This window comes from Microcoleus sp. PH2017_24_DOB_U_A (genome assembly GCF_020738205.1).
Taxonomy (GTDB): domain Bacteria; phylum Cyanobacteriota; class Cyanobacteriia; order Cyanobacteriales; family Microcoleaceae; genus Microcoleus.
In genome coordinates this window covers 25,422-48,073 of record NZ_JAEQCT010000049.1, presented here as the reverse complement: position 1 = coordinate 48,073, position 22,652 = coordinate 25,422, and the positions used below count along the sequence as shown (strand labels likewise).

Genomic DNA, 22,652 nt, shown 5'->3' with positions numbered 1-22,652 from the left:
GCATATGTCCGATTACCAGATTACTCTCAAATCCGTTTACTCCTGTCCCGCTGCGGAGATTCCCAAGGGAGTCAAATTACCAGAAAATTGGACACTTTCTTGGCATCAACTTGAAACTTTAAAGGCAATTCGCGATCCGAATATTGATGTCATTACCAACTTTGCTATCACTAGCGATGGTAAAAGTTTAGCCGCTTTTTTAGAAACATTGCAGACAGATTGTTGTGCAGTGGCGCTATATCCAACGAATGAACTGGCGCGAGATCAGGAGACTCAAATTAAGCGCTATATCGAACAATTTCAACCCGAACATCAACCCCGCGTTGTCCGACTCAGCGGCTCGGAATTAGAAATATATGCAGAAAATGAAGGATTGAAAAAAGCAGCCGCGATTGCATCTCGCACAGGTCAATCAGAAATTTTATTAACTAACCCTGATATCTTGCACCATCTGCACCGAGGAGCGTATTTAAGCTCTGAAGATAGCCCTGATAAACTGTGGGGTCGAATCGACAAAGATTTTGACCTATTCATTTTTGATGAATTTCATGTTTTTGCGGCTCCTCAGATTGCCAGCGTCATCAATACCCTGTTATTAATTCGTCATACAAACCGCCGGAAAAAGTTTGTATTTCTGTCAGCAACTCCAGACGAGCAATTAATTAGCAGACTAGAAACAGCAGGGTTTCGCTGTCAAACTATCGATCCTTTAAAAGAAGGCAAATATCGGTTTCCCGATCGCCCCGCCGAAATAGAACAGTTTAAAACAGACTCCTGGCGGCAGATATTAAGGGAAAGTACGCTGACTTTTATTTCCCTAGAACCAACTTCAAAAGCTTCTGAAACTTGGCTTAAAGACAGTGCAAATCTCATCCTGACTCACTTTAAACACAATCCCGGCAGTAAAGGAGCGATTATCCTGAATTCAATTGCTGCCGTCAAGCGACTGACACCATTTTTTCGGGAATTGTTCGCGCCTCACGGTTTAGTTGTTGGCGAAAATACCGGGTTGTCGGGAAAGATGGAAAAAGAGCGATCGCTCTCGTCAGACTTAGTTCTCGGTACTAGCACAATTGATGTCGGGGTAGACTTCAAAATCAATTTGCTGATTTTTGAATCCGCCGATGCCGGCAACTTCATCCAAAGATTGGGAAGGTTGGGGCGACACGATGGGTGCGATCGCAATGGAGAGTTTATTCAGTTTAAAAATTTTACAGCCATCGCACTCACCCCTAATTTCTTAGTCGAACGCTTGTTTGCAGGCGATACTGCCACTTTAGAGTCTAGTGGAATTTACGATCGTCCTTTTTTCTATCAACAAATTCGCGAAAACTACCGCCAAATCAACAATTTTGAGGGATATTATTCGCGGTGGGGTGCGGTGCAGTCTGTTCAAATTTGTTGGGAATTAGGGCACAGGACAATTAAACAGCAGTACGCATCAAGTCAGAAAGCTTTTCAGGAAGCTGCTCAAAAAGTATTTAAAACTAGCTTGGGGAAAGTGGCCGGTAATATTAAACAGTGGGGCAAAGAGTGGCAAGAGCGATCGGGAAATAAGACAGGAAATCCGATTGTTGAAGATGCTAGCAGTTTTCGAGGTTCTAGTCCTCTGCAATGCGCCATCTGCGATTTAACTGATTCCCATGAGGCAGACAAATTTAAAACTTACGATTTACCAGGAATTTTGAGCAACTTGGAAATCGAACCGATGACGGAATTTGCATTTATGCAAATGTTGAAGGAGACATCTGAACGCATTGGGCAACCAATTGCCAAAGGTCGATTTAAACATTGTCTGGCTTTTTTGAAGTTGCGTAGTTATCGGGAGGAAAGACTGAATTGGAAATTTACTTATTCGGGAAAATTGGAGGAAAATGCTGCTGCTTGGAAGGTTCAGGTTTTAACGGGGATTGAGGTTTTGCAACCTGAGAATTATTGGATCGGGGAAATCAACAAGCGTTTGAAGAAGCAAGCATTGGTTTGTTATGTCCTGCGTTATCCGGTGGCTGAAGTGCGATCGCGCCTGCGACTGCCGGTGCACTTTCAGATTTATCCGATTTGCGATCGATACAGTATCCACGATACGACTGCACCTTATTCTATAGCTTTTGGGCAGTCGGCGCTGTTGGTGGACACGCTGGCCCACTGGCTCAAGAGCAAGGGGGATGAAATATGGATTGCGTAGAATATCAAGCCCTGATAGGGAGTTTACATTGTACAGAAGTCAATGCTGGGAAAGCATCAAACAAAGGAGTAGGCGAGGTTTCAATCCCTAATAGGGGCTTGGATTTGCTTAAACATTTGCAAGCAGTTTTAGTTTCCCAGGAGGCAACCATAGCAGATAAAGGTGAAAATGTCAAAAATTACTTTCTTGCCACATTTAAAGTTGAGGTTGGTAGGAGGTGGTAAAAAAGAAATGGTTCTCGCTTACTCTTTAAGCAGTGTTACACTGACAGTGTTGTGATCCACGAGGACAACCGCCCATGCCCCAGCAAAATCTTGACGCTGACCAACTACGCCATTTGCTTTGTGCTTTAACAGAAGACCTGAACCAATTCCGGCTCAATACCTCAATTTTGCAGAAATGTCAACAACTTGTAACTATTGTCTATAATCAACAAACTAAAATTCAGTCACTTGAGGCTGAAAATAGTGCTCTCAGAAGAATTAATCGCGATCGAGCAGACAAAATTTTTGAATTGGAGTGTCTAGTAAATCCTTTTTCTCAAGATGGAGATGCTATTTGCAATGAATAATCTGTTTTCGGTATCAACATAGACTCCCTAGAGGCATAAAATGGCTAAAAAACGTCAAAAACCAGATCAAGAGTACCAACAACTCTCATTAAATTTTGATATCCCAGTCAATTTGAACTCAGAGCGATCGGATGATGCAGATGATGACTGGCTGCAAGATGAAGAATTAGGGGCAAACTTTGAAACGTCCGATCGCACGATCGAACCTCAAACTCGCGACTTACTAACCCTCAAACTCTTGCGAGAAGCCATTCAGAGTCAAAATCCAGGCGATCGCGTCATGGGAGATTTCGCAGAATATGTCTTGCCAAATCTGCTGCGAGTTGCGATCGGCGTCACAGCCAAAGGCGGCAAATTTTTTGACGAACTCGATCGCAAACAAGGAAAAGAGAACGTCAGGCGCGATAACGCAGGCGATCAGTCCCTAAATACTCACCTGCTAAATGGATTATTTCCTGCTAATTTAATTGAACAGCGGTTAGAAAAACTCGATACCACCGTGCGGCGATCTGTAGGAGAAAAAGAACGGCGGTTAGTAATTGCTGGATTTATTCTCCACGACTTTGAAAAATTCCCCGATGTCCCCAACGATTGTCGCAAGTTACCGCTAGAAAAGCACCGTCAAATTATTGATGAAAAAGTTCGACAGTTAGGACTAGATCGCTTCATCAATCCCGACGATCCAGATGCTTATCGAGAATACATTGACGATTTGCTCTGCCTTGCTTACAACGCTCAGCGGCGTTGGGATACTAACTGGAACTTTTCCGAATTTGGGTTAAATCCAGTGTTGCGCGATCGCACACTCCGTAGTCTCTCAGACTTGACTTGTTTAGCAGATTCCCTAGCATCTATTATCAAACATCCCCAAGATGCAGAAAATACCAGGCTCAACGAGTTAATCCACAGCCTCAGCGACGGGCAATTAAAATTCACTTATCACAGTATCGCTGAAAACAGAGGCGTACTTACCAACGTCGTCAATAACGCTTTAATGGAAGTGCATACGGCACTAAATACCGACGATTGCACCTACTACGAACCATTGCTGTACCTACCAACAGGTGTAATTTATCTAGCGCGATCGGATGCTCCTGCTATTTCAATTGCAGACTTGCCCGAACGGGTAGTTAGCAAGATCAAACAACTCTGCGCCGGACAATTGCAACGGCGACAAACTGGTTTTGGCAGAGATGGTAAAGGCATGAAATATGCCGATTACTATAACCTATTTTTTGATGCGTCAGAGTTGATGCTAGTTGCTGTTGATGCTACTTTACGCATTCTCAAAATAGGAAAAAACTCTGTTGCCAAAAGTCGCAGCGATAATCTGATAAAATTTCAGCGTCAGGATGTTTTGTCTGCTGATTATAACTTCAAGTTTGACGACGATATTCGGATCGATCAGATTGCTGAACTTGGGGACTTAGTGAGTCGCAAGATTTGGGGAGAACAGGTTAATACCATCGAAGCGGCACGCAAGAAAGACAAAAAACTACCCGCCCTAACTCATCTAGATATTGTCGATGAAATTGCTAAGTTTTGGAACCTATCTGAATATCTGCCAGCCCTGAGAGAAATTCAACGGATTAATGAACGCCTGAAAGAACTTAAACTAAAAGGCAATACAGGCGGCGTTCCTTACGAATGGTACTATTTAGCAGCAAAGTACCTAGAACATCACCCAGGAATTGAGGATGTGCGGGAAGTTTACGAACAGGCGATCGCCCACATTTCCCAAATGATTAAACCCATTCTTTCACAGTACAAATTGCCCGACGGTTGGGACGATTTGCGTTTGTGGGTAACGCGGGTTGTCATGTTACCCGGAAATACACCATTGGACACAGCATCCAGTAACGTATTTTTAGATGAGTTGGAACGCTATCAACTCGCTAAAAAACAGGGTAGAGGAAGACAGTTAATCTGTTCGATTTCCCATTCAGCTTACACGGTAACAGAACAAATGGAATCAGCCGTTTTGTTCACCCCTCAAGTTTACACTAACAAACAAATGTTGGGAGGTTCTAACGCCAAACGCAATATTTCTAGTATTGCAGGTTTGGAAATGATGCTGAGGCAAATTTTAATGAATCAAACTCAAGCTGTGGGCAAAAAATTTGAAGATGGCAAATATCGCTATCTCTATTTTTATCCCACATATTACTTCACCCCAGAGACAAATAAGTTTCTGCAAAAAGCCTACACTAGCATTGCCCAAACCCGCTTTGATACCAGCATTCGCAATCATTTTATCAGCAAGGATTTGCAAGCCGATTTTGGACGCGATCGCTACCAAAGCATTGATGCTTTCCTCATAGATGAAAACATCGAACCAGGAAAAGACCGCACCTTCAAACTTTCCTATCCCGAAGACCAACCCCTAACATTTTACTTCATGGCGCTTCCGCCCGGCCGAGATGCAACTGATACCGAATCCTGGGTAATGCCAACTTGGTTAGCTTTTGCATTTCCCATGATTCTGGATGTCAAAACCGTAGTTTCCGAGTCGCCAATTCCACCATTTAATGACGGTGCAGAATTTGAAGAAAGCGTATTTCTTGACAGTGTACCCCAAGCTTTTAGGGTGTTGACGAAGCGCGATCGCTTCCGTCTCGACTATATCTTAGAAGGATGGGAGGAAAACGGTAAAAAATACCCTGCACCTTTAAATGCTTTAACTGCTGCTTATGCAATTCATTTAGATGTGAATGCTAAGCAGGGAAAATCTGGCTATGATGCCAACTGGGGTAAACTGAGCGAACTCGCCAAGGATTTTGAAACTAGCCTGCTTTATGTTTTTGCTTACTTAAAGAATTGGGTTCGTAAGCAAAAATTAGATGCACCGAGTTTGAGTAAAATCAAACTTTATGCTCACTCATTTTACCCTTGTTTTGACCCCTACGTTACCTATAAACCTGAATCGGAGGACTTAATTGTGGAAGCAGAATCACCCTTGAATCATCCCAAAAAACTTACAGAACTTTATCGCAAGTTCTACCGGGCTAAATCGACTCCCGGAAAACCGACCAAATCAAATGCAATTCTCAAGCCAATTGATGAAGCAGCAGATGTAATTCTCAAAGCATATAAGGAGGAAGGATTTAATCTAGTCCAAACTGTAGCTGCTAAAATCTTTAAACTGATGGAGCGAGTGCATAACTCTACCGCTGAGGGACGTTGGGTGATTGCTAAACGGGATGAGGAACGCGAGGCAATTATGGACTTTGCCAATTACTTTGTTGTTGAAGTATTTGAAAAGTCTTTTGCAGGCGATCGCGCTCGTTTAGCTGGTCGTCAACTCAACCTCATTCGAGATACTTGCGAGTTCCTTTATCGCCTTGAAGGCGATAAGAAATATCGCGCAAGGAAAGAGCAAGCGAGTGAGAATGATCTTGAAGATTCTGATTCTGACAATGATGACTAACTAGCTTTTCAATTGACCAAACTTAATTTACAAAACCTAACTGGAGACAAACAATGACTTTTCTAAAGAATCTTGACCAAACCAAATGCTTCCAAAATGAAATTCCCTACAAGCCAATGGGAAAATATATCCATTTTTTGACTATTCGTGTCACTGAATCCTATCCCTTATTTCAAACAGACCAAGAACTTAATAAGGCGAGAGTGAGAGCAGGAAGAAAACGCGAAAATAGCGCTCCGATCAGCCGTCTGACGATGTTCAAACGCAAACAATCTACACCTGAACGCTTAGTTGGTCGGGAATTGCTTCGTAATTATGGATTTATGACCGCACAAGAATGCGAGTATAACGTCCGATTCGCAATGGATAACCCCGACTGCATTATCTATGGCTTTGCTATTGGTGATTCTGGATCGGAAAAATCTAAGGTGGTGGTTGATACTGCATACTCAATCACACCCTTTGATGATTCTCATGAAACATTTACGCTGAATGCTCCTTATGAAAATGGCACAATGGCAGCGAAGGGAGAGATGAAAGAATTACCAAAAGGCAAAGATAAGGGTAAGTTAGATGGAGAAATTGGTACAACTACAGCCCGAATTAATCAACAAGATCATATTCGACCACAGGTTTTCTTTCCTAGCATTATCACTCTCAAAGATGCAACTGAGGCAGGCTTTCTATATGTTTTGAATAACATCCTGCGTACCAGTCGTTACGGTGCACAAACCACTCGTACAGGCACGATGCGTAATGAATTAATTGGTGTTGTTTTTGCTGATGGCGAAATCACCAGTAACCTCCGTTGGACTCAGGCAATTTATGACCTGTTTCCTGATGAAGTGCTGCAATCTCTTGACCCGTTAGATGAAGATGATGTGATGGATAACGCTGAGACAGCAATTCAATCTCTTTTGGATGACGAACCCATTGTAAAAACTGCTTTTATCGGTGAAAAATTTGATCCTATTCTTAAAGAAGTTAAGGCTTTGACGAGTAATGAGACAACGCTTAAAGCAATTTTAAAGAAAGCTGATGATGAGGCTAAAGCTTACGCGAAGAAGCATATCAAGGGTAAAGCAGGAGCTACAACAGCAGCGGAGTAAAAACCATGACTTTAATTTACCGCTGTCAAATCGAGTTGCATGATAGCCTTTATTTTGCAACTCGCGAGATAGGGAGACTTTACGAAACAGAGCCTGTAATTCACAATTACGCGCTTTGTTACGCCCTCGGTTTGGTGGATAGCGAAGTCTATGCCACCACCGTTTCTGAAGAAGATTCCTATCGATATTTCTGTCCCGAACAAGTTCCTAAATACGAGCCGCATTTAACGGCGCTCAACCAGCAGGGAATTTATGTTACTCCGGCGCGATCGATCTTTCACTCCTCTACTCTCAACACTTGGAAATACGCCAACAACAACTATCACGTTGAGATGGAGAAAACCCAGAAAAATATTCCCAGTTTTGGCAGAACCAAAGAGATTGCGCCGGAAAGCAAATTTGAGTTTTTCATCATTTCAGAGAAGCCTCTGAAACTAGCTAAATGGATTCGTTTGGGAAAATGGATGAGTAAAGCTGAATTAAAGACTGATGAAATTACAAAATTCGAGCGCAAAAATGGTGACTTCATTTTTCCCTATTTGCTTAATCCCTTAGATGTGATGTTTTCGCATCAAGTGATGAGCTACGATGTGGTGAATATGCCCCCAGTAAGTTTGATTCAAAATATCAAAATTCGTGGGCAATATTACAAGCTTGAAGAAATCAAAATAGGCGAGAAATATTACAAGCTTGAAAATATCCAAATTCCAGCTTGTATGGAATACCGCTTTCGGGCTAACTAACTCTTAGGTTCGTAGTAAGGACTTTAGTCCTGCTGAGGACTGAAGTCCTCACTACGAACCTATCACACATTAATTTTACTATCCAAATATGCCGCACAGTCTCATCCTCAACATACTCCCCATCGCCCCAATTCCCCCCGGATACCTCACGGGAAGACACCTGCACGCCCTGTTTCTCACCCTCGTGAGCTCCGTTGACAAACAACTCGGCGATCGCCTTCACGATGCCACAGCCGACAAATCCTTCACCCTCAGCCCTTTGCAAACTAAAAAATGCCCTTTCAAAAAACACCATTCCCTCCAATGGGAACACACAGAACCAATTCCAGAACACTCTCTCTGTTGGTGGCGAATTAGTCTGCTGGATGACACTTTATTTGGCAAATTAACTCACCTTTGGCTGAATCTCAATCCATCCCGTCCGTGGCATCTTGGCCCGGCGGATTTGATGATTACGAAGATTCTCGGAACACCTCAAGTAGATCAACCTTGGGCGAATGCTTGTACTTACTCTCAACTTTACGAACAAGCTTCGGAAACTAATCGCTTAATTGCCTTCAGTTTTGCGACGCCTACTACCTTTCGACAGGGGAAGTTCGATTCGGTGATTCCTACTAGAGATTGCGTTTTTAATAGTCTACTGAGTCGCTGGAATAAGTACAGCGGGATTGAGATTCCTAATTTGCCATTGGATGCACTTTTTTCAACTTTTGTCAATATCAAAACTGAAAGATTGACTAACTATGAAAGCAATTTTGTGGGCATGGTTGGGGAGGTTAGTTATCGGATTTTGGGTGATGTGGAGCCTTTGGTGATTAAGCAAATTAATGCTTTGGCGGATTTTGCTCTTTACTGCGGGGTTGGGAGGAAAACTCCGATGGGGATGGGGATGACTCGACGGATTGTTGTTAATAAGAGTTGAACCGATTTTGAGGGCGGGCAAGATGCCGGATGTCCAGGGCGGGCAAGATGCCCACCCCACAATAATACTAAACTCTTGTGGAACAGGCATCTTGCCTGTTGCTAATTATGGATGCCCACCCCACAATAATACTAAACTCTTGTGGAACAGGCATCTTGCCTGTTGCTAATTATGGATGTCCAGGGCGGGCAAGATGCCCACCCCACAATAACACTAAACTCTTGTGGAACAGGCATCTTGCCTGTTGCTAATTCCCAATTTTGAGGGCGGGCAAGATGCCCACCCCACAATAACACTAAACTCTTGTGGAACAGGCATCTTGCCTGTTGCTAATTTCAATTACTAATCTCCTACAAACTATCAAAATTATGAACGATTTTGATTACATTTCGATCGCACTTTTGAACCAATACTCTTACTGTCCCCACCGCTGCTGGCGGATGTCTTGCGCGGGAGAATTCACGGATAACCAGTATACCATCGAAGGGACGAGTTTGCACGATCGCGTTCACACTCTCAGTCAAATCAACCGCGATGAGACTTGGCAGGTGCGGGCGATTTGGCTGAAGTCTGAAAAGTATATGCTGATTGGAAAATCGGATTTGATTGAATCAACGGATGGTGAGTTGTATCCCGTTGAGTACAAGCGGGGGCGCAAGGGCGAATGGGATAATGATGAGTTGCAAGTTTGCGCTCAAGCCCTTTGTTTGGAGGAGATGACGGGGAAAAGTATTGCGACTGGATATGTGTATTACGCGCTGTCGCATCAGCGGCAGTTAGTCGAGATTTCTGAGGGGTTGAGACGGGAGACGATCGCCACTATCAACGCTATCCAAATTTTACTGCAAACTGGCAAAATTCCTCCAGCGCACTATAGCAAACGCTGTCAGGGTTGCAGCCTTTATCAGCAATGTTTGCCGCAAGCTGCTGAAAAAGTCCTGCGCTATCAAGAAGCTAATTAAACCTCATTTTTGGGAGTCTATCATGGGAACACTTTATATCAATCAAGATGATGTGTTTATCGGCAAAACAGATGAACGGCTGAATGTCAAGGCAAAGAATCAAATATTACAGGATGTGCCTTTGATTCATTTAGATGGAGTGGTGATTGTGGGACGGGCGACTATTTCCCCGGCTGCGGTTGCAGAATTGCTTCAGCGGAAAATTCCTCTGACTTTTATCACCGATACTGGTCACTATTTGGGTAAGCTGGAACCGGAATTAAGTAAAAACATTTTCGTTCGGAATGCTCAGTGGAAAGCGGCGGGGGAAACTCCGCAAGCTATTCATGTTGTCCAGGGTTTTATTCGGGGAAAATTGAAGAACTATCGCACCAGTTTATCTCAAACTCAGCGGGAACATTCGGAACTAAATTTAAGTTCGGCAATTACTCAGATTTCAAATGCGATCGCCAAACTTGACAAAACTGACAACATTAATTCTTTGCGCGGCCATGAAGGTGCTGGGAGTGCGGCGTATTTTGGAGTTTTCAACCAATTAATTCGGGCGGAAGGCTTTGTGTTTAAACCCCGACACCGCCCTGCTACCGATCCGGTGAATTCTTTGATGAATTTTGCTTACACGTTGCTACGTCACGATGTCCAAAGCGCGATTAATATTGTGGGATTTGACCCTTATTTAGGATACCTTCATACGCAGCGCTACGGCCGCGTGGGTTTAGCGTTTGATTTGATGGAAGAGTTCCGCCCGTTGGTGGCTGACAGTGTAATTCTCAACGCGATTAACCGCCGGATTCTGACGCCGAATGATTTTACTGTGGAACCGCTGAGTAATGTGATGCGACTGTCGGAAACGGGACGGAAAGAGTTTTTGAGGTTGTATGAAAAGAAAAAGCAGTCTGAGTTTAAGCATCCGGTTTTGAAACGCAAGTGCACTTATCGAGAGGCTTTTGAGATTCAGGGGCGGCTGTTGGCGAAATATTTGATGGGCGAGATTGACAAATATCCACCTTTAGTTTTGTACTAGATATGCACATTCTGATTTCTTACGATATTTCGGAAGACAAGCGCCGGACAAAGATTCACAAAATGCTGAAGTCTTATGGGCAGTGGATGCAGTACAGTGTATTCGAGTGTGCCGATCTGACTGAGACTCAGTATGCTAAATTGCGATCGCGCCTGAACAAAGTCATCAAACCAAACGAAGACAGTATTTTGTTTTTTCCGCTGTGCGCCTGCTGTCAAGGTAAGATTGAACGTATTGGTGGGGTCGTTCCTGCCGATCGAACAATATTTTTTGCCTAGTTTCCGTGAACGGGTAGGTGTTAAAATAGGGGTATCAAATTTTTCGGCTGAAACTGATGTGCAGCAAGAGTTTGATGCCCCTAGTCTCAAAAAACGATTCACGGAAAATCTGAAAGCTTTACAGGATAACGTTTTTGGAGTGAGTATGAAAAATTGGGGATTGACAAGCCTAGGGCTGAAATGGTACTTTTGTTTTAGATTCACGGAACTGCACCTTGAAAACCAAATACACCAAGGCTTCTGGAGCGGGCGGCCGGAAAATACCTAAAACCCTATCAGGGATTGAAACGACGATGTTGACGATAATAATTTACAAGTTTACAGCCGGAAAATACCTAAAACCCTATCAGGGATTGAAACCGATGCTAACCAATCTCTACGAAAAGCTAGACAATTTATCGCCGGAAAATACCTAAAACCCTATCAGGGATTGAAACGTTCCACAAAGTATTTTCGAGTCCACCCCGTTATGCGCCGGAAAATACCTAAAACCCTATCAGGGATTGAAACCTTCGAGCTATTATTAGCGATCCAATGCAGAAACTGCGCCGGAAAATACCTAAAACCCTATCAGGGATTGAAACGTGGTTTGCCCGCCCGCAGGTGCTTGCCAGTCGAGTGCCGAGCCGGAAAATACCTAAAACCCTATCAGGGATTGAAACCGCCTCTGAGCCGGAACCTGAAACCATCAGTCCAGAGGAGCCGGAAAATACCTAAAACCCTATCAGGGATTGAAACGGGGATACGACAGGAGCGGGGGCACTGCTGTAATGGGCGCCGGAAAATACCTAAAACCCTATCAGGGATTGAAACGATTTGAAAAATACCGTCAACTTCTGTATTACCTCTTGCCGGAAAATACCTAAAACCCTATCAGGGATTGAAACACTTCCCAGAGTTGCCAGTCCGATCGCCACTTTGGCCGGAAAATACCTAAAACCCTATCAGGGATTGAAACTGCGGGAAGAGGTAATTGGGGGACTTACGTTAGATGCGCCGGAAAATACCTAAAACCCTATCAGGGATTGAAACTGAAGCGGAGATTGCAGAGATGAAAGCCAGAGCGCCGGAAAATACCTAAAACCCTATCAGGGATTGAAACCTGACTCAAAACTTTCTGACCAAGATATGTCCCCCGCAAGCCGGAAAATACCTAAAACCCTATCAGGGATTGAAACTTTCCCAGTACGGCAATGTGCTTTAAGTAGCGGCCCTCCGCCGGAAAATACCTAAAACCCTATCAGGGATTGAAACCCGCCAGCGCCGCCGTAGACAAAGTTCATTCCATAAGAGCCGGAAAATACCTAAAACCCTATCAGGGATTGAAACACTAATGTTTGGTTGTCCTTGCGAAAAATTGACAGCGCCGGAAAATACCTAAAACCCTATCAGGGATTGAAACTATCCATGAAGTAGAGGCACAGCCAATATATTGAGCCGGAAAATACCTAAAACCCTATCAGGGATTGAAACTTGGGTGTGGTGCCGGTGGAGGGCCAGTACAGTTTCGCCGGAAAATACCTAAAACCCTATCAGGGATTGAAACATTCCAAGATGCTTCGACATTTCGATCGCTACATCTGCCGGAAAATACCTAAAACCCTATCAGGGATTGAAACAACATGGAAAGCCATTGACATCAAGCGACCGAGCGCCGGAAAATACCTAAAACCCTATCAGGGATTGAAACGCGGCTTGAGCGTCGGGCTTGCTGCTGCCACTCCTTCTTATCGCCGGAAAATACCTAAAACCCTATCAGGGATTGAAACAACGAGGAAGTCACGGTAGCGACCATTGTTATCAAGCGCCGGAAAATACCTAAAACCCTATCAGGGATTGAAACATTTCTGCCACTTTAATAATATCAGTGCGATTGCCGGAAAATACCTAAAACCCTATCAGGGATTGAAACTTTTCGATTTGAATCAAATACAAAAGGTAAGAAAATCCAGCCGGAAAATACCTAAAACCCTATCAGGGATTGAAACTTTGCAAAATGGTTGAAAGCTTTACCTACTGGCTATTTAACGCCGGAAAATACCTAAAACCCTATCAGGGATTGAAACGGATCAGCACCCGCTTGCGATCGAAATGTCAGCACCGCCGGAAAATACCTAAAACCCTATCAGGGATTGAAACTCCAGTTTTTCTAATTTTAAGATAATTATAGACAACAAATCGAGCCGGAAAATACCTAAAACCCTATCAGGGATTGAAACATACGTTGTGGCGGAAGACTTAAATGTTCCGAGATCGCAGCCGGAAAATACCTAAAACCCTATCAGGGATTGAAACTGGCCTTTGTGGATGAGGGGCATATTCTCAGGCTCAATGAGCCGGAAAATACCTAAAACCCTATCAGGGATTGAAACGGAAGGTCGAGGAGCCGCGCAAAATCAATCGAATGCCGGAAAATACCTAAAACCCTATCAGGGATTGAAACTCTTCCCATAGATTGTGCAAGGTAACGCAGAAATTCTCACAGCCGGAAAATACCTAAAACCCTATCAGGGATTGAAACTCGCTGATGGAATCAATGTATGCCATGCAGCGAGCCGGAAAATACCTAAAACCCTATCAGGGATTGAAACGATGTTTAGGGCGGGTAGTAAAAAGTATCGGCCCTGAGCCGGAAAATACCTATTTCCCCATCTAGGGCTTGAAACGCCCAAATTACAAAATTATTGGCTCAAAAATAGACTTCTCCACTCTCCTTTTATCCCCTCCCATAACCTCAAGCAGCCGATCGACCGATCGCCCCCAACTAAAATTATCAGCCACAAAACCCGGGCCCGCAACCCGAGCTCTCGCCCCAATTTCAGGCTGCTCGATCGCCCGCTGCATCAAATCAGTCAAATGTTCCCACTCAGGAGCTAACATAAATAAGGTTTCTCCCTCAATTACCACAGCCGTAAATTTACTCTCGATTCGCAGCGCAAAGTCCGATCGAGTAAAATCATCAGTCGGGCCACCCTCGGTACAAATTACGGGTAAACCGCAAGCCACAGCTTCCAACACCGGCAGATTAAAACCTTCCGCCAAATAAGCAGAAACATAAACATCTGCTGCTTGGTAAATCTCCGCTATTTGAGCAAAAGATAGCTGGCTCCCAGTATAAATTAATCTCGGTAAAACCCTCGCTCTTTCAGCATCGTTGAGCACAACTCGGCAGGCTTCAGCAATCTCGTCTCTAGACGGATAAAGCAATTCTGAACCTTTCAAAACTAATCTCGCATCTGGATATTTGTCAACTACCGCCGCGAAGGCTTTTAATAAAGGACGAATCCCTTTGCGATCGGTTTGTCCTCCGATGTTTAAAAATATAAAATAGTTTGACCAACCGAAGCTTTCGCGCAGCAATTGACGCCGATCGCCCGAAACAGGATAATAAATTTGAGGATCGACTCCCAAAGGTACAACGGCAATTCGATCGCCCTCAACTCCGCTACGAATTAAGCCCGCTTTTGACCACGCCGAAGGTGTAATAATTTTTACTTCTGAATTAACCGGGGTTTGGGCGATCGACCTTACGCCGATCGCCTGCAACACTGTACTGGTAATAATCCCCCATTCTGTGGCTGCAAATACCCAAGTTTCGGTGCTGCTGGATGCTGCAAAGTCCCAGGGGCAGTGCATTCGCAGCGTCACGTCGGCTGACTGATTTTCCCGAGGGTTCGGAATGCTGCGGAGTAATCTGTCATTCGGGCGATCGAACAAACTAACTTTCGTCTCCCAAGCTGCGTCTACGTAGGGCATATCCCGGTGAAAAAGCTCAATTTGTCCTGGAGGGCGATGGCTTACGCCCCGGCTTACGCCTACGAGCATTTCTAATAGTTGAAATTGATTGAATACGCAATAGGAATGACAAATAAAACGCCAGCATTCAACAATAATTTGCAATTCAAAACTCCGATCTAAGAATTTAAAATTCTAGCAGAAGAAAGTTCGGCTAACGAGCAATGTACGGGATGTAATATCATATCAATTCCGGCTGCACCGGAATAATATAGAGGAGACGGCAGTGCCGTGTCCCTACAATTGATCGTAGGGACACGGCACTGCCGTCTCCTCCGTCTCCTCCATTTAGATCATTCCGATGCAAACGGATTTAATATTACCCAAAATCAGGAAACGGCACTGCCGTTTCCCTACAATTAATCGTGGTAGGGAAACGGCATTGCCGTCTCCTCCTCGCCCGAGGATAATCGATCATTTTGGAGTAGGGAAACGGCATTGCCGTCTCCTCCGTTACTTGGGACACCCAATGCCCAATGTCCAATTCCCAATGCCCAATTCCCTACTTCATCACTTGCCAATCCATAATCCGCCATTGTCCCTCTTGGCGGATCAAGTCGTAGCGAATGCGGAGGTTTTCGTTGCGGGAAGTAACTAACTGTTCGCGATCGAAGGTTTCGGCTTTTTCGCTGACTTGGGCTTCTACTTCGGCGCGATCGGGATTAGTCGGATTTGTCTTAACTCCTTTAACTTCTAGCTTGTGCACGTAACGCTGGTGGGCGTTGTTTTTCTGTTGGGCATCTGCCATCAATTGCCAGCGAGACAAAGCCGGTTCTGTGAGAACTTTCTGTAATTCTTCGACAGCGTGATTGGGGCCCAAAGCCGCTGCTTTCGCCGACAGCCAGTCTTGAACTATTTGTTTGGCTCCTTCTTCCGTCATTGCTCCCGACACTGGGGCGGGGGCGGGGGCGCCAGGCTCTGGGGCAGGGGCTAGTGCGGGGATTTCTATGGGCGGTGCATCGAGGCTGACGCGGGCTTGTTCTCCTTGGAGAGATGGGCCTGAGAGGGCTTGCAAGGCACTCAAAAACAGACTGAGTATTAACCACAGAATTAACAGGCTCAGGACGGCTGCGACGACAAGCAGAGCCAGCTTGTTTGGTGGCAGGGACTTGACTTGGGCCCCAATTTGGGCTGCTAGGGTGCGCGCCCGATCGGCAAAAGAACCTGTTAACCCCTGGCCGATCGCTCCGCTGCGCCGGCTCGAACTCGGGTTCCTGCGCGGTTTGGAGGTCGAGGCCGCAGGCCGTCCCGCCGTAGCTGTCGGGAGAGAGACGGCCGCCGCAGCCCCAATTCCTGCCGCCGTTGCCTGATATTTCGGCGCTGAAGCTGCGCTGGATCTGTCAGTCGGTACGGGGGTCAAGGTGAGACTACTGGCTGCCTGTTTGGCTGCGGGAGGCTGTGGAGGTGCAGGCGGGCGATCGCCGGGTGGTTGCAGTTTCCCCTGAGGTTTGCCCGATCTCGGTTGCACGACGACCCATTCGTTGGCGGTTTCGGCATCCGAGGGCAAAGCTTCTAGGTAAGCTTGGACTTTCGGATCGGCAAAATAATCTTTCAAAGAGACTGACTGGTTTGCCAAGTCGCGGAAGTGAGGAAACACTTCTTCTTGCAGCCAGTGTTCGGCGTACAAGCAGAGTCCTGGCAACAAATCGGGAGAATCTTGGGAATGTTCGCGAATGAACGCGAGGGGTTCTTTTTCCGAACTGAGTTCGAGAGATCTGCTGGCTTCTTCTGTCTGGCCCAGCAGCAGCGAACACACAGCTTTTTCGAGGTGAACGTCTTGGCGGCGGCCGAGCTGCATCAGCATCAGCTTGGCGCGGCGGATCATCGAAGGCTGTCTGGCGGCAAATCCTTGGGCTAACAGAGTGTAGACCGAGAGGTAAGTGGCCACTGCGGAGGGGCGGCCGGCTTCAGCTTCAAATAGGGTCTGCTGCTCGCTACTGGTTAGGTGTTTGCGGAGTTGCTGGACGAAGCGGAGGAAGTCTTCTATTCCTAAACCCGATCGATCGTCCCCCGAGCCATCGATGCCGCCCCGTTCCTCCAGCATTTCTCGCAGGATTTGCAGTCCCTGGCGGCGCTCGGAGACTTTTTCTTCGGGGAGCGATAGTAATTCTAAAATGTTGTACGGACGGAGTTTGTATATATCGGTTTGCATTTCACCCCTCACGCTTGGAAATAAGCTTTCGCGCAGCAGCAGTTCTTGACCTGCGTCTAGTGATTTTGCCGCATTTTGGTATTGACCTTGCTGCCACTGTTCGCGGCCGAGTTCTAGGCAGGCCAGGGCTACGGTTAAAACGATATCGGGCCGCACGAGCTGCGGGTCGCCGAAGCGGCCTTCGTCGATCGCGATGCTGCCATTGTTGAGATACGGGCGCCCCAGCTTCTGTACGAGTTCGTATTCCCCCAGTTCTTGCAGTACGAGCAGGGCTCCTACGAATTGGTTGTCATCGATTTCAATACTTGGAGTGTGGGGGTCAGGAGCAGCGTCTAAAGCCTTAGACTCTGCCGCAACGGTTTCTCCTGCATCTTGCAGGACTGTGGCCGGCCCAGTAGAGGTTTTCGACCTCTGCTTGGCCGCCATGGCTGCTTCCGACTCTCGATCGTAAGTTTTGGCTAAAAAACTGACATCATAAGCTTTGCGCCCGTCTGAGTCTGACAGAACGGCGCAGGCTTCATCGATCAGTTGTTTGCGGGCGACGATCGCAACTTCGGAATACTCCCGGCGTGGAAGCTGTAAAGTTCGATCGCGGTGAGCCTGCTGCAACTGTTCGGCAGTAGCTTGAATCGGTAGACCCAAAATACGGTAGTAATCTAGTGGAATGAGCACTGTCCACTTCCCCAAAGCGCTAGCAACTGAATTAGCCTATCTTAGGTGATGCTCTCACATCAAATCTCAAAAATATGATTTTGATGTGAGCTTCTGAGTCCTGTTAAGGATATCGAGAACTTCCTTCAAGGTACTCCGACTGTTTCCCTCTACGGCGTTTTAGAGTGAGGTTCGCATCCTGCCCCACTTTGAACAAGACCGATCTTAAGTTTTAGACACAACCGCAGCGGGTCGATGTGGCAGTTGGCTCTCCCTATTTTGGCAAATTTCCCATACTAAGCTCATTTTAACAATGCTTGTAACTGCTGCTGGGAAAATGTTCGCCCATTTTATGCTGCGGTTGTGTCCTCTGTCGGTTTACATTTAGATGTTTAGGCAGCCGATCGGGTATTAATTTTTTATGGAACGGACTCTACCAGTTTTTGACGCACAAAGCGTAACTATTTCTCGGGATGAGGGCTTGATGCTCTACGAGGATATGGTTTTGGGGCGCTTTTTTGAGGACAAGTGTGCTGAGATGTACTACCGGGGCAAAATGTTTGGTTTTGTCCACTTGTACAACGGCCAAGAAGCCGTGTCTACTGGGGTGATTCGATCGATGCGCCGCGATAGTACGGATTACGTCAGCAGCACCTACCGCGATCACGTTCACGCTTTGAGTGCGGGCGTACCGGCGCGGGAAGTAATGGCGGAGTTGTTCGGAAAGGAAACCGGTTGCTCGAAGGGCCGCGGCGGTTCGATGCATATGTTTTCGGCAGAACACCGGCTGTTGGGAGGCTATGCTTTTGTGGCTGAGGGGATTCCTGTAGCTACGGGGGCGGCTTTTCAATCGAAGTACCGGCGCGAAGCTTTGGGAGATGAAAGTTCCGATGGCGTGACTGCTTGTTTTTTTGGCGATGGTGCGGCAAATAACGGGCAGTTTTTCGAGTGTTTGAACATGGCGGCTTTGTGGAAATTGCCGATTCTTTATGTTGTGGAAAACAACAAATGGGCGATCGGCATGGCCCACGAGCGAGCTACTTCTGACCCGATGATTTTCAAGAAAGCTCATGCTTTTGGCATGGCTGGAGTTGAGGTTGACGGGATGGATGTTTTGGCGGTGCGGGAAGTCGCGAAGGAAGCTGTAGCGCGGGCGCGGGCCGGCGAAGGGCCGACTGTGATCGAGGCTTTGACTTATCGTTTTCGCGGACATTCTTTGGCAGATCCTGACGAATTGCGCTCTAAGGAAGAGAAGGAATATTGGTTCCCGCGCGATCCGATTAAGAAGTTGGCTGCTGATTTGATCGATCGCACTTTGGCCACTGCTGAGGAATTAAAGGCGATCGAGAAAAAGATTGAAGCAGTCATCGATGATGCGGTAGATTTTGCTGAGAAAAGCCCCGAACCCGATCCGAGCGAATTGTATCGGTATATCTATGCTGAAGATGAATAGTCTTTAGACATATTTAGCCGAATGTTGTTGCAGCCTACAGGTTAAGACCTGGAGCATCCCATTTTTGCAAATATACTCGTAGGGGCGAAGCATTTCGGCAGTAAATCTCTGGTTATTACTAATAAATTGTCTGCCGAAATGCTTCGCCCTTACAAAATTGAGATGTACCCTTAAAACCTGTGGCTGCACAAATTTCAAGCTAGAATCAAAGGTAGACTTTGTAGACGAAAGAGAGGCGATTTTTATGATAAATTGCGATCGAAATCAAATCAGCAAAAATATGGGCGCAGTTCGAGTCAAAGTTAAGCTAACGAATGCCATTGATGAAGAGTTAGTCAAGAGAGGATTGCTCAATCCAAATCTGTTGCGCGTGTATGAAGCAGAAGCACTGATAGATAGTGGTGCAGTACGCACAGCAATTCCCCTAGAAGTCTGCGAACACCTCGGCTTAAGAATTCGGAGTCAAGAAATAGCCAAATATGCTGATGGCAGACAAGAAACTGTGGGATTGACCGGGCCTATTCTGATTGAACTGGAAGGACGCGAGACGATTGAGGCAGCAATGGTTTTAGGGGATAGCGTGCTAATCGGTCAAACTGTGTTAGAAACATTAGATTTGCTGGTAGATTGCAAGAATCAGCGTCTAGTTCCCAATCCTGAAAATCCCGAAAGACCTGTATTGAGAGTATAAGAGGACACGGCAGTGCCGTGTCCCTACCGCGATTAATTGTAGGGAAACGGCACTGCCGTGTCCTGATTGTGGGTAATTATTAATTCCTATGTCACCGGATTTGATATAACTCTACGATCAATCTGTGTATCCGTGTCAAAATCCGCTTTCCTTCGACTAGATTTCCAGTGGCACAGGGCGCAACCTGCCCGCTACTTCTACACTCGGCCAATTCGGATCGAATGTCAAATTTTCCAACTTTCCACTGCTGGAAATTACAAACGTATCCTCAATTTTTGCTCCCGACAAACTCGGATTCCAAGCTACAGCTATATTTTCACTCAAAATATCTGAAGTAGCCGGATTAGCCACAATTTCCCGCGCCAAATATCCAGTAGTTCCGCCTTGATGGTGTTCCCGAATTGCTTGAGGATATCCGTGCTGTTCGTAAGCTTGTTTCAGCGTATCATAAACCGCATTCATAGATACTCCCGGGCGGCACGAATCTAAGCCAGCGGCTTCAATTTCTCTAACTTGTCGGTGCAATTCTGAATGCTGTTTTTCTAGAGAACCAAAACAGACAAATCGAGTTAAATTTGCATACAAACCGTTTCCCCTAGCGCAGAATACTAACATGGCTTGCTTCCCAATTTGTTCGGCGGTGGCGGTGGCGTGGCGGTATAGCGGCAAACGCCTTTCTCCAGCCACTAATGTCAGGGCTGGATGCAAGCCTCTCGCCCACAATGCCTCTGCACCTGCTCCCGCTAGCTGATATTCTGTCCATGTCGGTTTTGCCGCCGAAAGTACCTCTGTCATCGCTTCGCTGGCTAAACGTCCGACTCGGCGATACCGCTCTAATTCGCTTGACATCATTGTCTGTTTGCGAGACTGTAAAGATGCGGCGATCGCAGTTTCGTTATGATGAATTGGTCGATCGCACATCACGTTACCGCCCGCAGTAATTTGTTTGACAAAAGCTTCGCGCTCTGCAACATCCGCCCAAGGATAGATGTGCTTTTGAAAGTTGTCGGGCAATTCTTCATCTTGCAAGCGTTGAGCTTCGATTTCATCTGTCAGCACAAAAGCGTTTTCGGCGGTAATTAATATTTCTGCAACTCCGGTTTCTGCTGTCAGCAATACTGTATTGGAACCGCCAGCGGTGGCCCAAGCAAACCAGTCGGTGCCGCGCAAGCGCAGGGATCTCGCTTTTGTTTCTGTTAAGGTTTTGCGGATGAATTCGAGTTTGCGATCGACTTCTGCGTTTAATGAGTTTATCATAAAGCAATTGATGTGGAGTTAATTCTTCAATCTTTCAATCTTTCAATCTTTCAATCTTTCAATCTAAAATCCAAAATCCAAAATCTAAAATAGATTGACAGATACGGCTTGCAATTCTTTGGCTTTTTCTTCGGGTAATGCGTCGTTGGCAAACATTCCGGCGGCGAGTTCGGTTCCTGCTAGATATTTTAGCCGATCGCTCGATCGATAGGGCGGATAAAATTCAGCGTGCAAATGCGCCTCTGGATGCGGATTCCCGTCTGTCGGCCCTTGAAACCAAGCCATCAAATAAGGGAATTGGCGCTGCCACAAACCGTCGTATTTAAGGGTGACTGTTTTTAAGGCTTTAGCGAGGGATTGACGCTGTTTTTCCGTCAAATCGATAAATGTGGCAGCGGGAGTTATGGGCGCAATCCAAACTTCGTAAGGGTAGCGGGCGCAAGCGGGCACAAAGGCGATCGCCTCTTCATCTAAATAAAGAATTCGCTGTTTGTCAGCAATCTCTTTTTGAATCAAATCTTGGAGCAAACCGGAACTGTTTTTTTGATAGTAAACCGACTGACATTCTAACATCCGGGCCGGCACCGGTGGCACGAAGGGATAAGCGTAAATTTGACCGTGGGGATGGTGCAAAGTCACTCCAACTTCGACGCCGCGATTTTCAAAAGGCAAGACGTATTGAATTTCTGGATTGCTGCCGATAACTGAAGTGCGATCGGCCCATACTTCTAACAACAATTCTAAGTGAGATAACTCTAAAGAACCGAGAGAAGCCTGCGGATCTTGAGTGAAAACAACGACTTCGCAAATGCCCTTAGCTGGCAGAGTTTCGACAATATTTGCAGGTGCGTTTTTTGCCTGCAAAGTCATCGAAGGAAAGCGGTTGTCAAACACTGCTACATCGTATTTTCCCGGCGGCAATTCTGTGGGAAATTTAGGGTTAATTGTAGCAGCCAGGGGGTTGTATTCCGGCGGCGGCATGAAAGTTCTTCCCTGACGGTGGCTGGCGTAGGCTACCCATTCCCCGCGCAAAGGATGCCAGCGAAAGTGCGGGTTTGCCTGTACAGGTTCATTGCTGGGACTTACGGCCGCGATACCTTCTGGGATTGGGTAGCGGCTGTACAGTGTGAGTGGGCGGCCGTCGGGTTTTCGCAATGTTTGGACGTACATTTTTTGTTGGGGCGGGCGATCGCTTTTCGTAGATGTTAGGAGTATAGCTTCGTGCTGTGAGAATTCGCCCCTACCTAAAGTCGGAAATTATGTTAAAAAGTTTAGTTAGGAGTGCCAAGTTAGGCCGATCGTCATCAGAGGTCGAAACCCCAGCTTCTAGTTGACACGGGGTTTTTCATGTGCTACAGTTGACAGCCGGCTGTTCATGTGCTACAGTAGTAAGAGACAATTGAATAAAACGCTCTGAATAGACAGAGGGCAA

Annotated in this window: 16 protein-coding genes and 1 CRISPR repeat array; of the genes, 11 read left to right on the top strand and 5 right to left on the bottom strand. The window is 46.1% G+C overall.

Features of this window, described 5'->3' with window-relative positions:
* Positions 1-4 precede the first annotated feature (4 nt).
* The 9 genes from cas3 to cas2 all read left to right on the top strand — a co-directional run bounded on the left by cas3 (position 5) and on the right by cas2 (position 11,221).
* Positions 5-2,185 (top strand): type I-D CRISPR-associated helicase Cas3', encoded by a 2,181-nt coding sequence (gene cas3, locus JGK07_RS14575; RefSeq protein ID WP_293224897.1) that lies wholly within the window; start codon positions 5-7, stop codon positions 2,183-2,185.
* Positions 2,173-2,409 carry a hypothetical protein gene (locus JGK07_RS14570; protein WP_293224899.1) on the top strand — a complete coding sequence of 79 codons (237 nt, stop codon included), beginning with the start codon at positions 2,173-2,175 and terminating at the stop codon, positions 2,407-2,409. The genes cas3 and JGK07_RS14570 overlap by 13 nt, the downstream gene beginning before the upstream one ends.
* A gap of 387 nt (positions 2,410-2,796) precedes the next feature.
* Positions 2,797-6,183, top strand: a complete 3,387-nt coding sequence (cas10d, locus tag JGK07_RS14565) for a type I-D CRISPR-associated protein Cas10d/Csc3 (RefSeq protein WP_293224903.1) — start codon at positions 2,797-2,799, stop codon at positions 6,181-6,183.
* Between the two features lie 53 nt (positions 6,184-6,236).
* Positions 6,237-7,292, top strand: a complete 1,056-nt coding sequence (gene cas7d, locus JGK07_RS14560) for a type I-D CRISPR-associated protein Cas7/Csc2 (protein ID WP_293182291.1) — start codon at positions 6,237-6,239, stop codon at positions 7,290-7,292.
* 5 nt (positions 7,293-7,297) lie between these two features.
* Positions 7,298-8,035 carry a type I-D CRISPR-associated protein Cas5/Csc1 gene (gene cas5d / locus JGK07_RS14555; protein ID WP_293224905.1) on the top strand — a complete coding sequence of 246 codons (738 nt, stop codon included), beginning with the start codon at positions 7,298-7,300 and terminating at the stop codon, positions 8,033-8,035.
* A gap of 88 nt (positions 8,036-8,123) precedes the next feature.
* Positions 8,124-8,957 (top strand): CRISPR-associated endoribonuclease Cas6, encoded by an 834-nt coding sequence (cas6, locus tag JGK07_RS14550; protein WP_293224907.1) that lies wholly within the window; start codon positions 8,124-8,126, stop codon positions 8,955-8,957.
* Between the two features lie 368 nt (positions 8,958-9,325).
* Positions 9,326-9,919, top strand: coding sequence for a CRISPR-associated protein Cas4 (gene cas4 / locus JGK07_RS14545; protein ID WP_293217430.1), 594 nt, complete (start codon positions 9,326-9,328; stop codon positions 9,917-9,919).
* 22 nt (positions 9,920-9,941) lie between these two features.
* Positions 9,942-10,943 (top strand): type I-D CRISPR-associated endonuclease Cas1d, encoded by a 1,002-nt coding sequence (cas1d, locus tag JGK07_RS14540; RefSeq protein ID WP_293197654.1) that lies wholly within the window; start codon positions 9,942-9,944, stop codon positions 10,941-10,943.
* A 2-nt stretch (positions 10,944-10,945) separates the two neighbouring features.
* On the top strand, positions 10,946-11,221 hold the full coding sequence (gene cas2 / locus JGK07_RS14535) for a CRISPR-associated endonuclease Cas2 (RefSeq protein WP_293197652.1): 276 nt from the start codon (positions 10,946-10,948) through the stop codon (positions 11,219-11,221).
* 252 nt (positions 11,222-11,473) lie between these two features.
* Positions 11,474-13,886: direct repeats of the CRISPR family, unit length 37 nt; unit sequence GCCGGAAAATACCTAAAACCCTATCAGGGATTGAAAC.
* An 8-nt stretch (positions 13,887-13,894) separates the two neighbouring features.
* On the opposite strand, the gene JGK07_RS14530 is transcribed toward cas2, so the two are convergent.
* The 3 genes from JGK07_RS14530 to JGK07_RS14520 all read right to left on the bottom strand — a co-directional run bounded on the left by JGK07_RS14530 (position 13,895) and on the right by JGK07_RS14520 (position 17,840).
* The gene (locus JGK07_RS14530; protein WP_293182279.1) at positions 13,895-15,046 is read right to left on the bottom strand and encodes a glycosyltransferase family 4 protein; all 1,152 of its coding nucleotides are present in this window, start codon (positions 15,044-15,046) and stop codon (positions 13,895-13,897) included.
* A 329-nt stretch (positions 15,047-15,375) separates the two neighbouring features.
* On the bottom strand, positions 15,376-15,552 hold the full coding sequence (locus JGK07_RS14525; protein WP_293182277.1) for a hypothetical protein: 177 nt from the start codon (positions 15,550-15,552) through the stop codon (positions 15,376-15,378).
* Positions 15,519-17,840: an IMS domain-containing protein gene (locus tag JGK07_RS14520; protein WP_293182275.1), complete on the bottom strand. Its 2,322-nt coding sequence runs from the start codon at positions 17,838-17,840 to the stop codon at positions 15,519-15,521. Before JGK07_RS14520 ends, JGK07_RS14525 begins: the two co-directional genes overlap by 34 nt.
* A gap of 400 nt (positions 17,841-18,240) precedes the next feature.
* Between JGK07_RS14520 and pdhA the strand changes: the two genes are divergently transcribed.
* Both pdhA and JGK07_RS14510 read left to right on the top strand, forming a co-directional pair.
* On the top strand, positions 18,241-19,272 hold the full coding sequence (pdhA, locus tag JGK07_RS14515; protein ID WP_293182273.1) for a pyruvate dehydrogenase (acetyl-transferring) E1 component subunit alpha: 1,032 nt from the start codon (positions 18,241-18,243) through the stop codon (positions 19,270-19,272).
* A gap of 244 nt (positions 19,273-19,516) precedes the next feature.
* A complete protein-coding gene (locus tag JGK07_RS14510; RefSeq protein WP_293182271.1) occupies positions 19,517-19,963 on the top strand; it encodes a clan AA aspartic protease in 447 nt (148 codons plus the stop codon).
* A 156-nt stretch (positions 19,964-20,119) separates the two neighbouring features.
* Here JGK07_RS14510 and JGK07_RS14505 read toward each other — a convergent pair whose 3' ends face one another.
* Together JGK07_RS14505 and galT are read right to left on the bottom strand one after the other, a co-directional pair.
* Complete coding sequence (locus tag JGK07_RS14505) at positions 20,120-21,220, bottom strand: M24 family metallopeptidase (RefSeq protein WP_293182269.1); 1,101 nt, start codon at positions 21,218-21,220, stop codon at positions 20,120-20,122.
* Between the two features lie 84 nt (positions 21,221-21,304).
* Positions 21,305-22,390 carry a galactose-1-phosphate uridylyltransferase gene (galT, locus tag JGK07_RS14500; RefSeq protein WP_293224909.1) on the bottom strand — a complete coding sequence of 362 codons (1,086 nt, stop codon included), beginning with the start codon at positions 22,388-22,390 and terminating at the stop codon, positions 21,305-21,307.
* Between the last annotated feature and the right edge of the window lie 262 nt (positions 22,391-22,652).

What these genes read in the sequence shown, in the direction of transcription:
- cas3 (WP_293224897.1), top strand. Translation starts at nt 5, where the DNA reads ATGTCCGATTACCAGATTACTCTCAAATCCGTTTACTCCTGTCCCGCT.
- JGK07_RS14570 (WP_293224899.1), top strand. Translation starts at nt 2,173, where the DNA reads ATGGATTGCGTAGAATATCAAGCCCTGATAGGGAGTTTACATTGTACA.
- cas10d (WP_293224903.1), top strand. Translation starts at nt 2,797, where the DNA reads ATGGCTAAAAAACGTCAAAAACCAGATCAAGAGTACCAACAACTCTCA.
- cas7d (WP_293182291.1), top strand. Translation starts at nt 6,237, where the DNA reads ATGACTTTTCTAAAGAATCTTGACCAAACCAAATGCTTCCAAAATGAA.
- cas5d (WP_293224905.1), top strand. Translation starts at nt 7,298, where the DNA reads ATGACTTTAATTTACCGCTGTCAAATCGAGTTGCATGATAGCCTTTAT.
- cas6 (WP_293224907.1), top strand. Translation starts at nt 8,124, where the DNA reads ATGCCGCACAGTCTCATCCTCAACATACTCCCCATCGCCCCAATTCCC.
- cas4 (WP_293217430.1), top strand. Translation starts at nt 9,326, where the DNA reads ATGAACGATTTTGATTACATTTCGATCGCACTTTTGAACCAATACTCT.
- cas1d (WP_293197654.1), top strand. Translation starts at nt 9,942, where the DNA reads ATGGGAACACTTTATATCAATCAAGATGATGTGTTTATCGGCAAAACA.
- cas2 (WP_293197652.1), top strand. Translation starts at nt 10,946, where the DNA reads ATGCACATTCTGATTTCTTACGATATTTCGGAAGACAAGCGCCGGACA.
- JGK07_RS14530 (WP_293182279.1), bottom strand. Translation starts at nt 15,046, where the DNA reads ATGCTCGTAGGCGTAAGCCGGGGCGTAAGCCATCGCCCTCCAGGACAA.
- JGK07_RS14525 (WP_293182277.1), bottom strand. Translation starts at nt 15,552, where the DNA reads ATGGCGGATTATGGATTGGCAAGTGATGAAGTAGGGAATTGGGCATTG.
- pdhA (WP_293182273.1), top strand. Translation starts at nt 18,241, where the DNA reads ATGGAACGGACTCTACCAGTTTTTGACGCACAAAGCGTAACTATTTCT.
- JGK07_RS14510 (WP_293182271.1), top strand. Translation starts at nt 19,517, where the DNA reads ATGATAAATTGCGATCGAAATCAAATCAGCAAAAATATGGGCGCAGTT.
- JGK07_RS14505 (WP_293182269.1), bottom strand. Translation starts at nt 21,220, where the DNA reads ATGATAAACTCATTAAACGCAGAAGTCGATCGCAAACTCGAATTCATC.
- galT (WP_293224909.1), bottom strand. Translation starts at nt 22,390, where the DNA reads ATGTACGTCCAAACATTGCGAAAACCCGACGGCCGCCCACTCACACTG.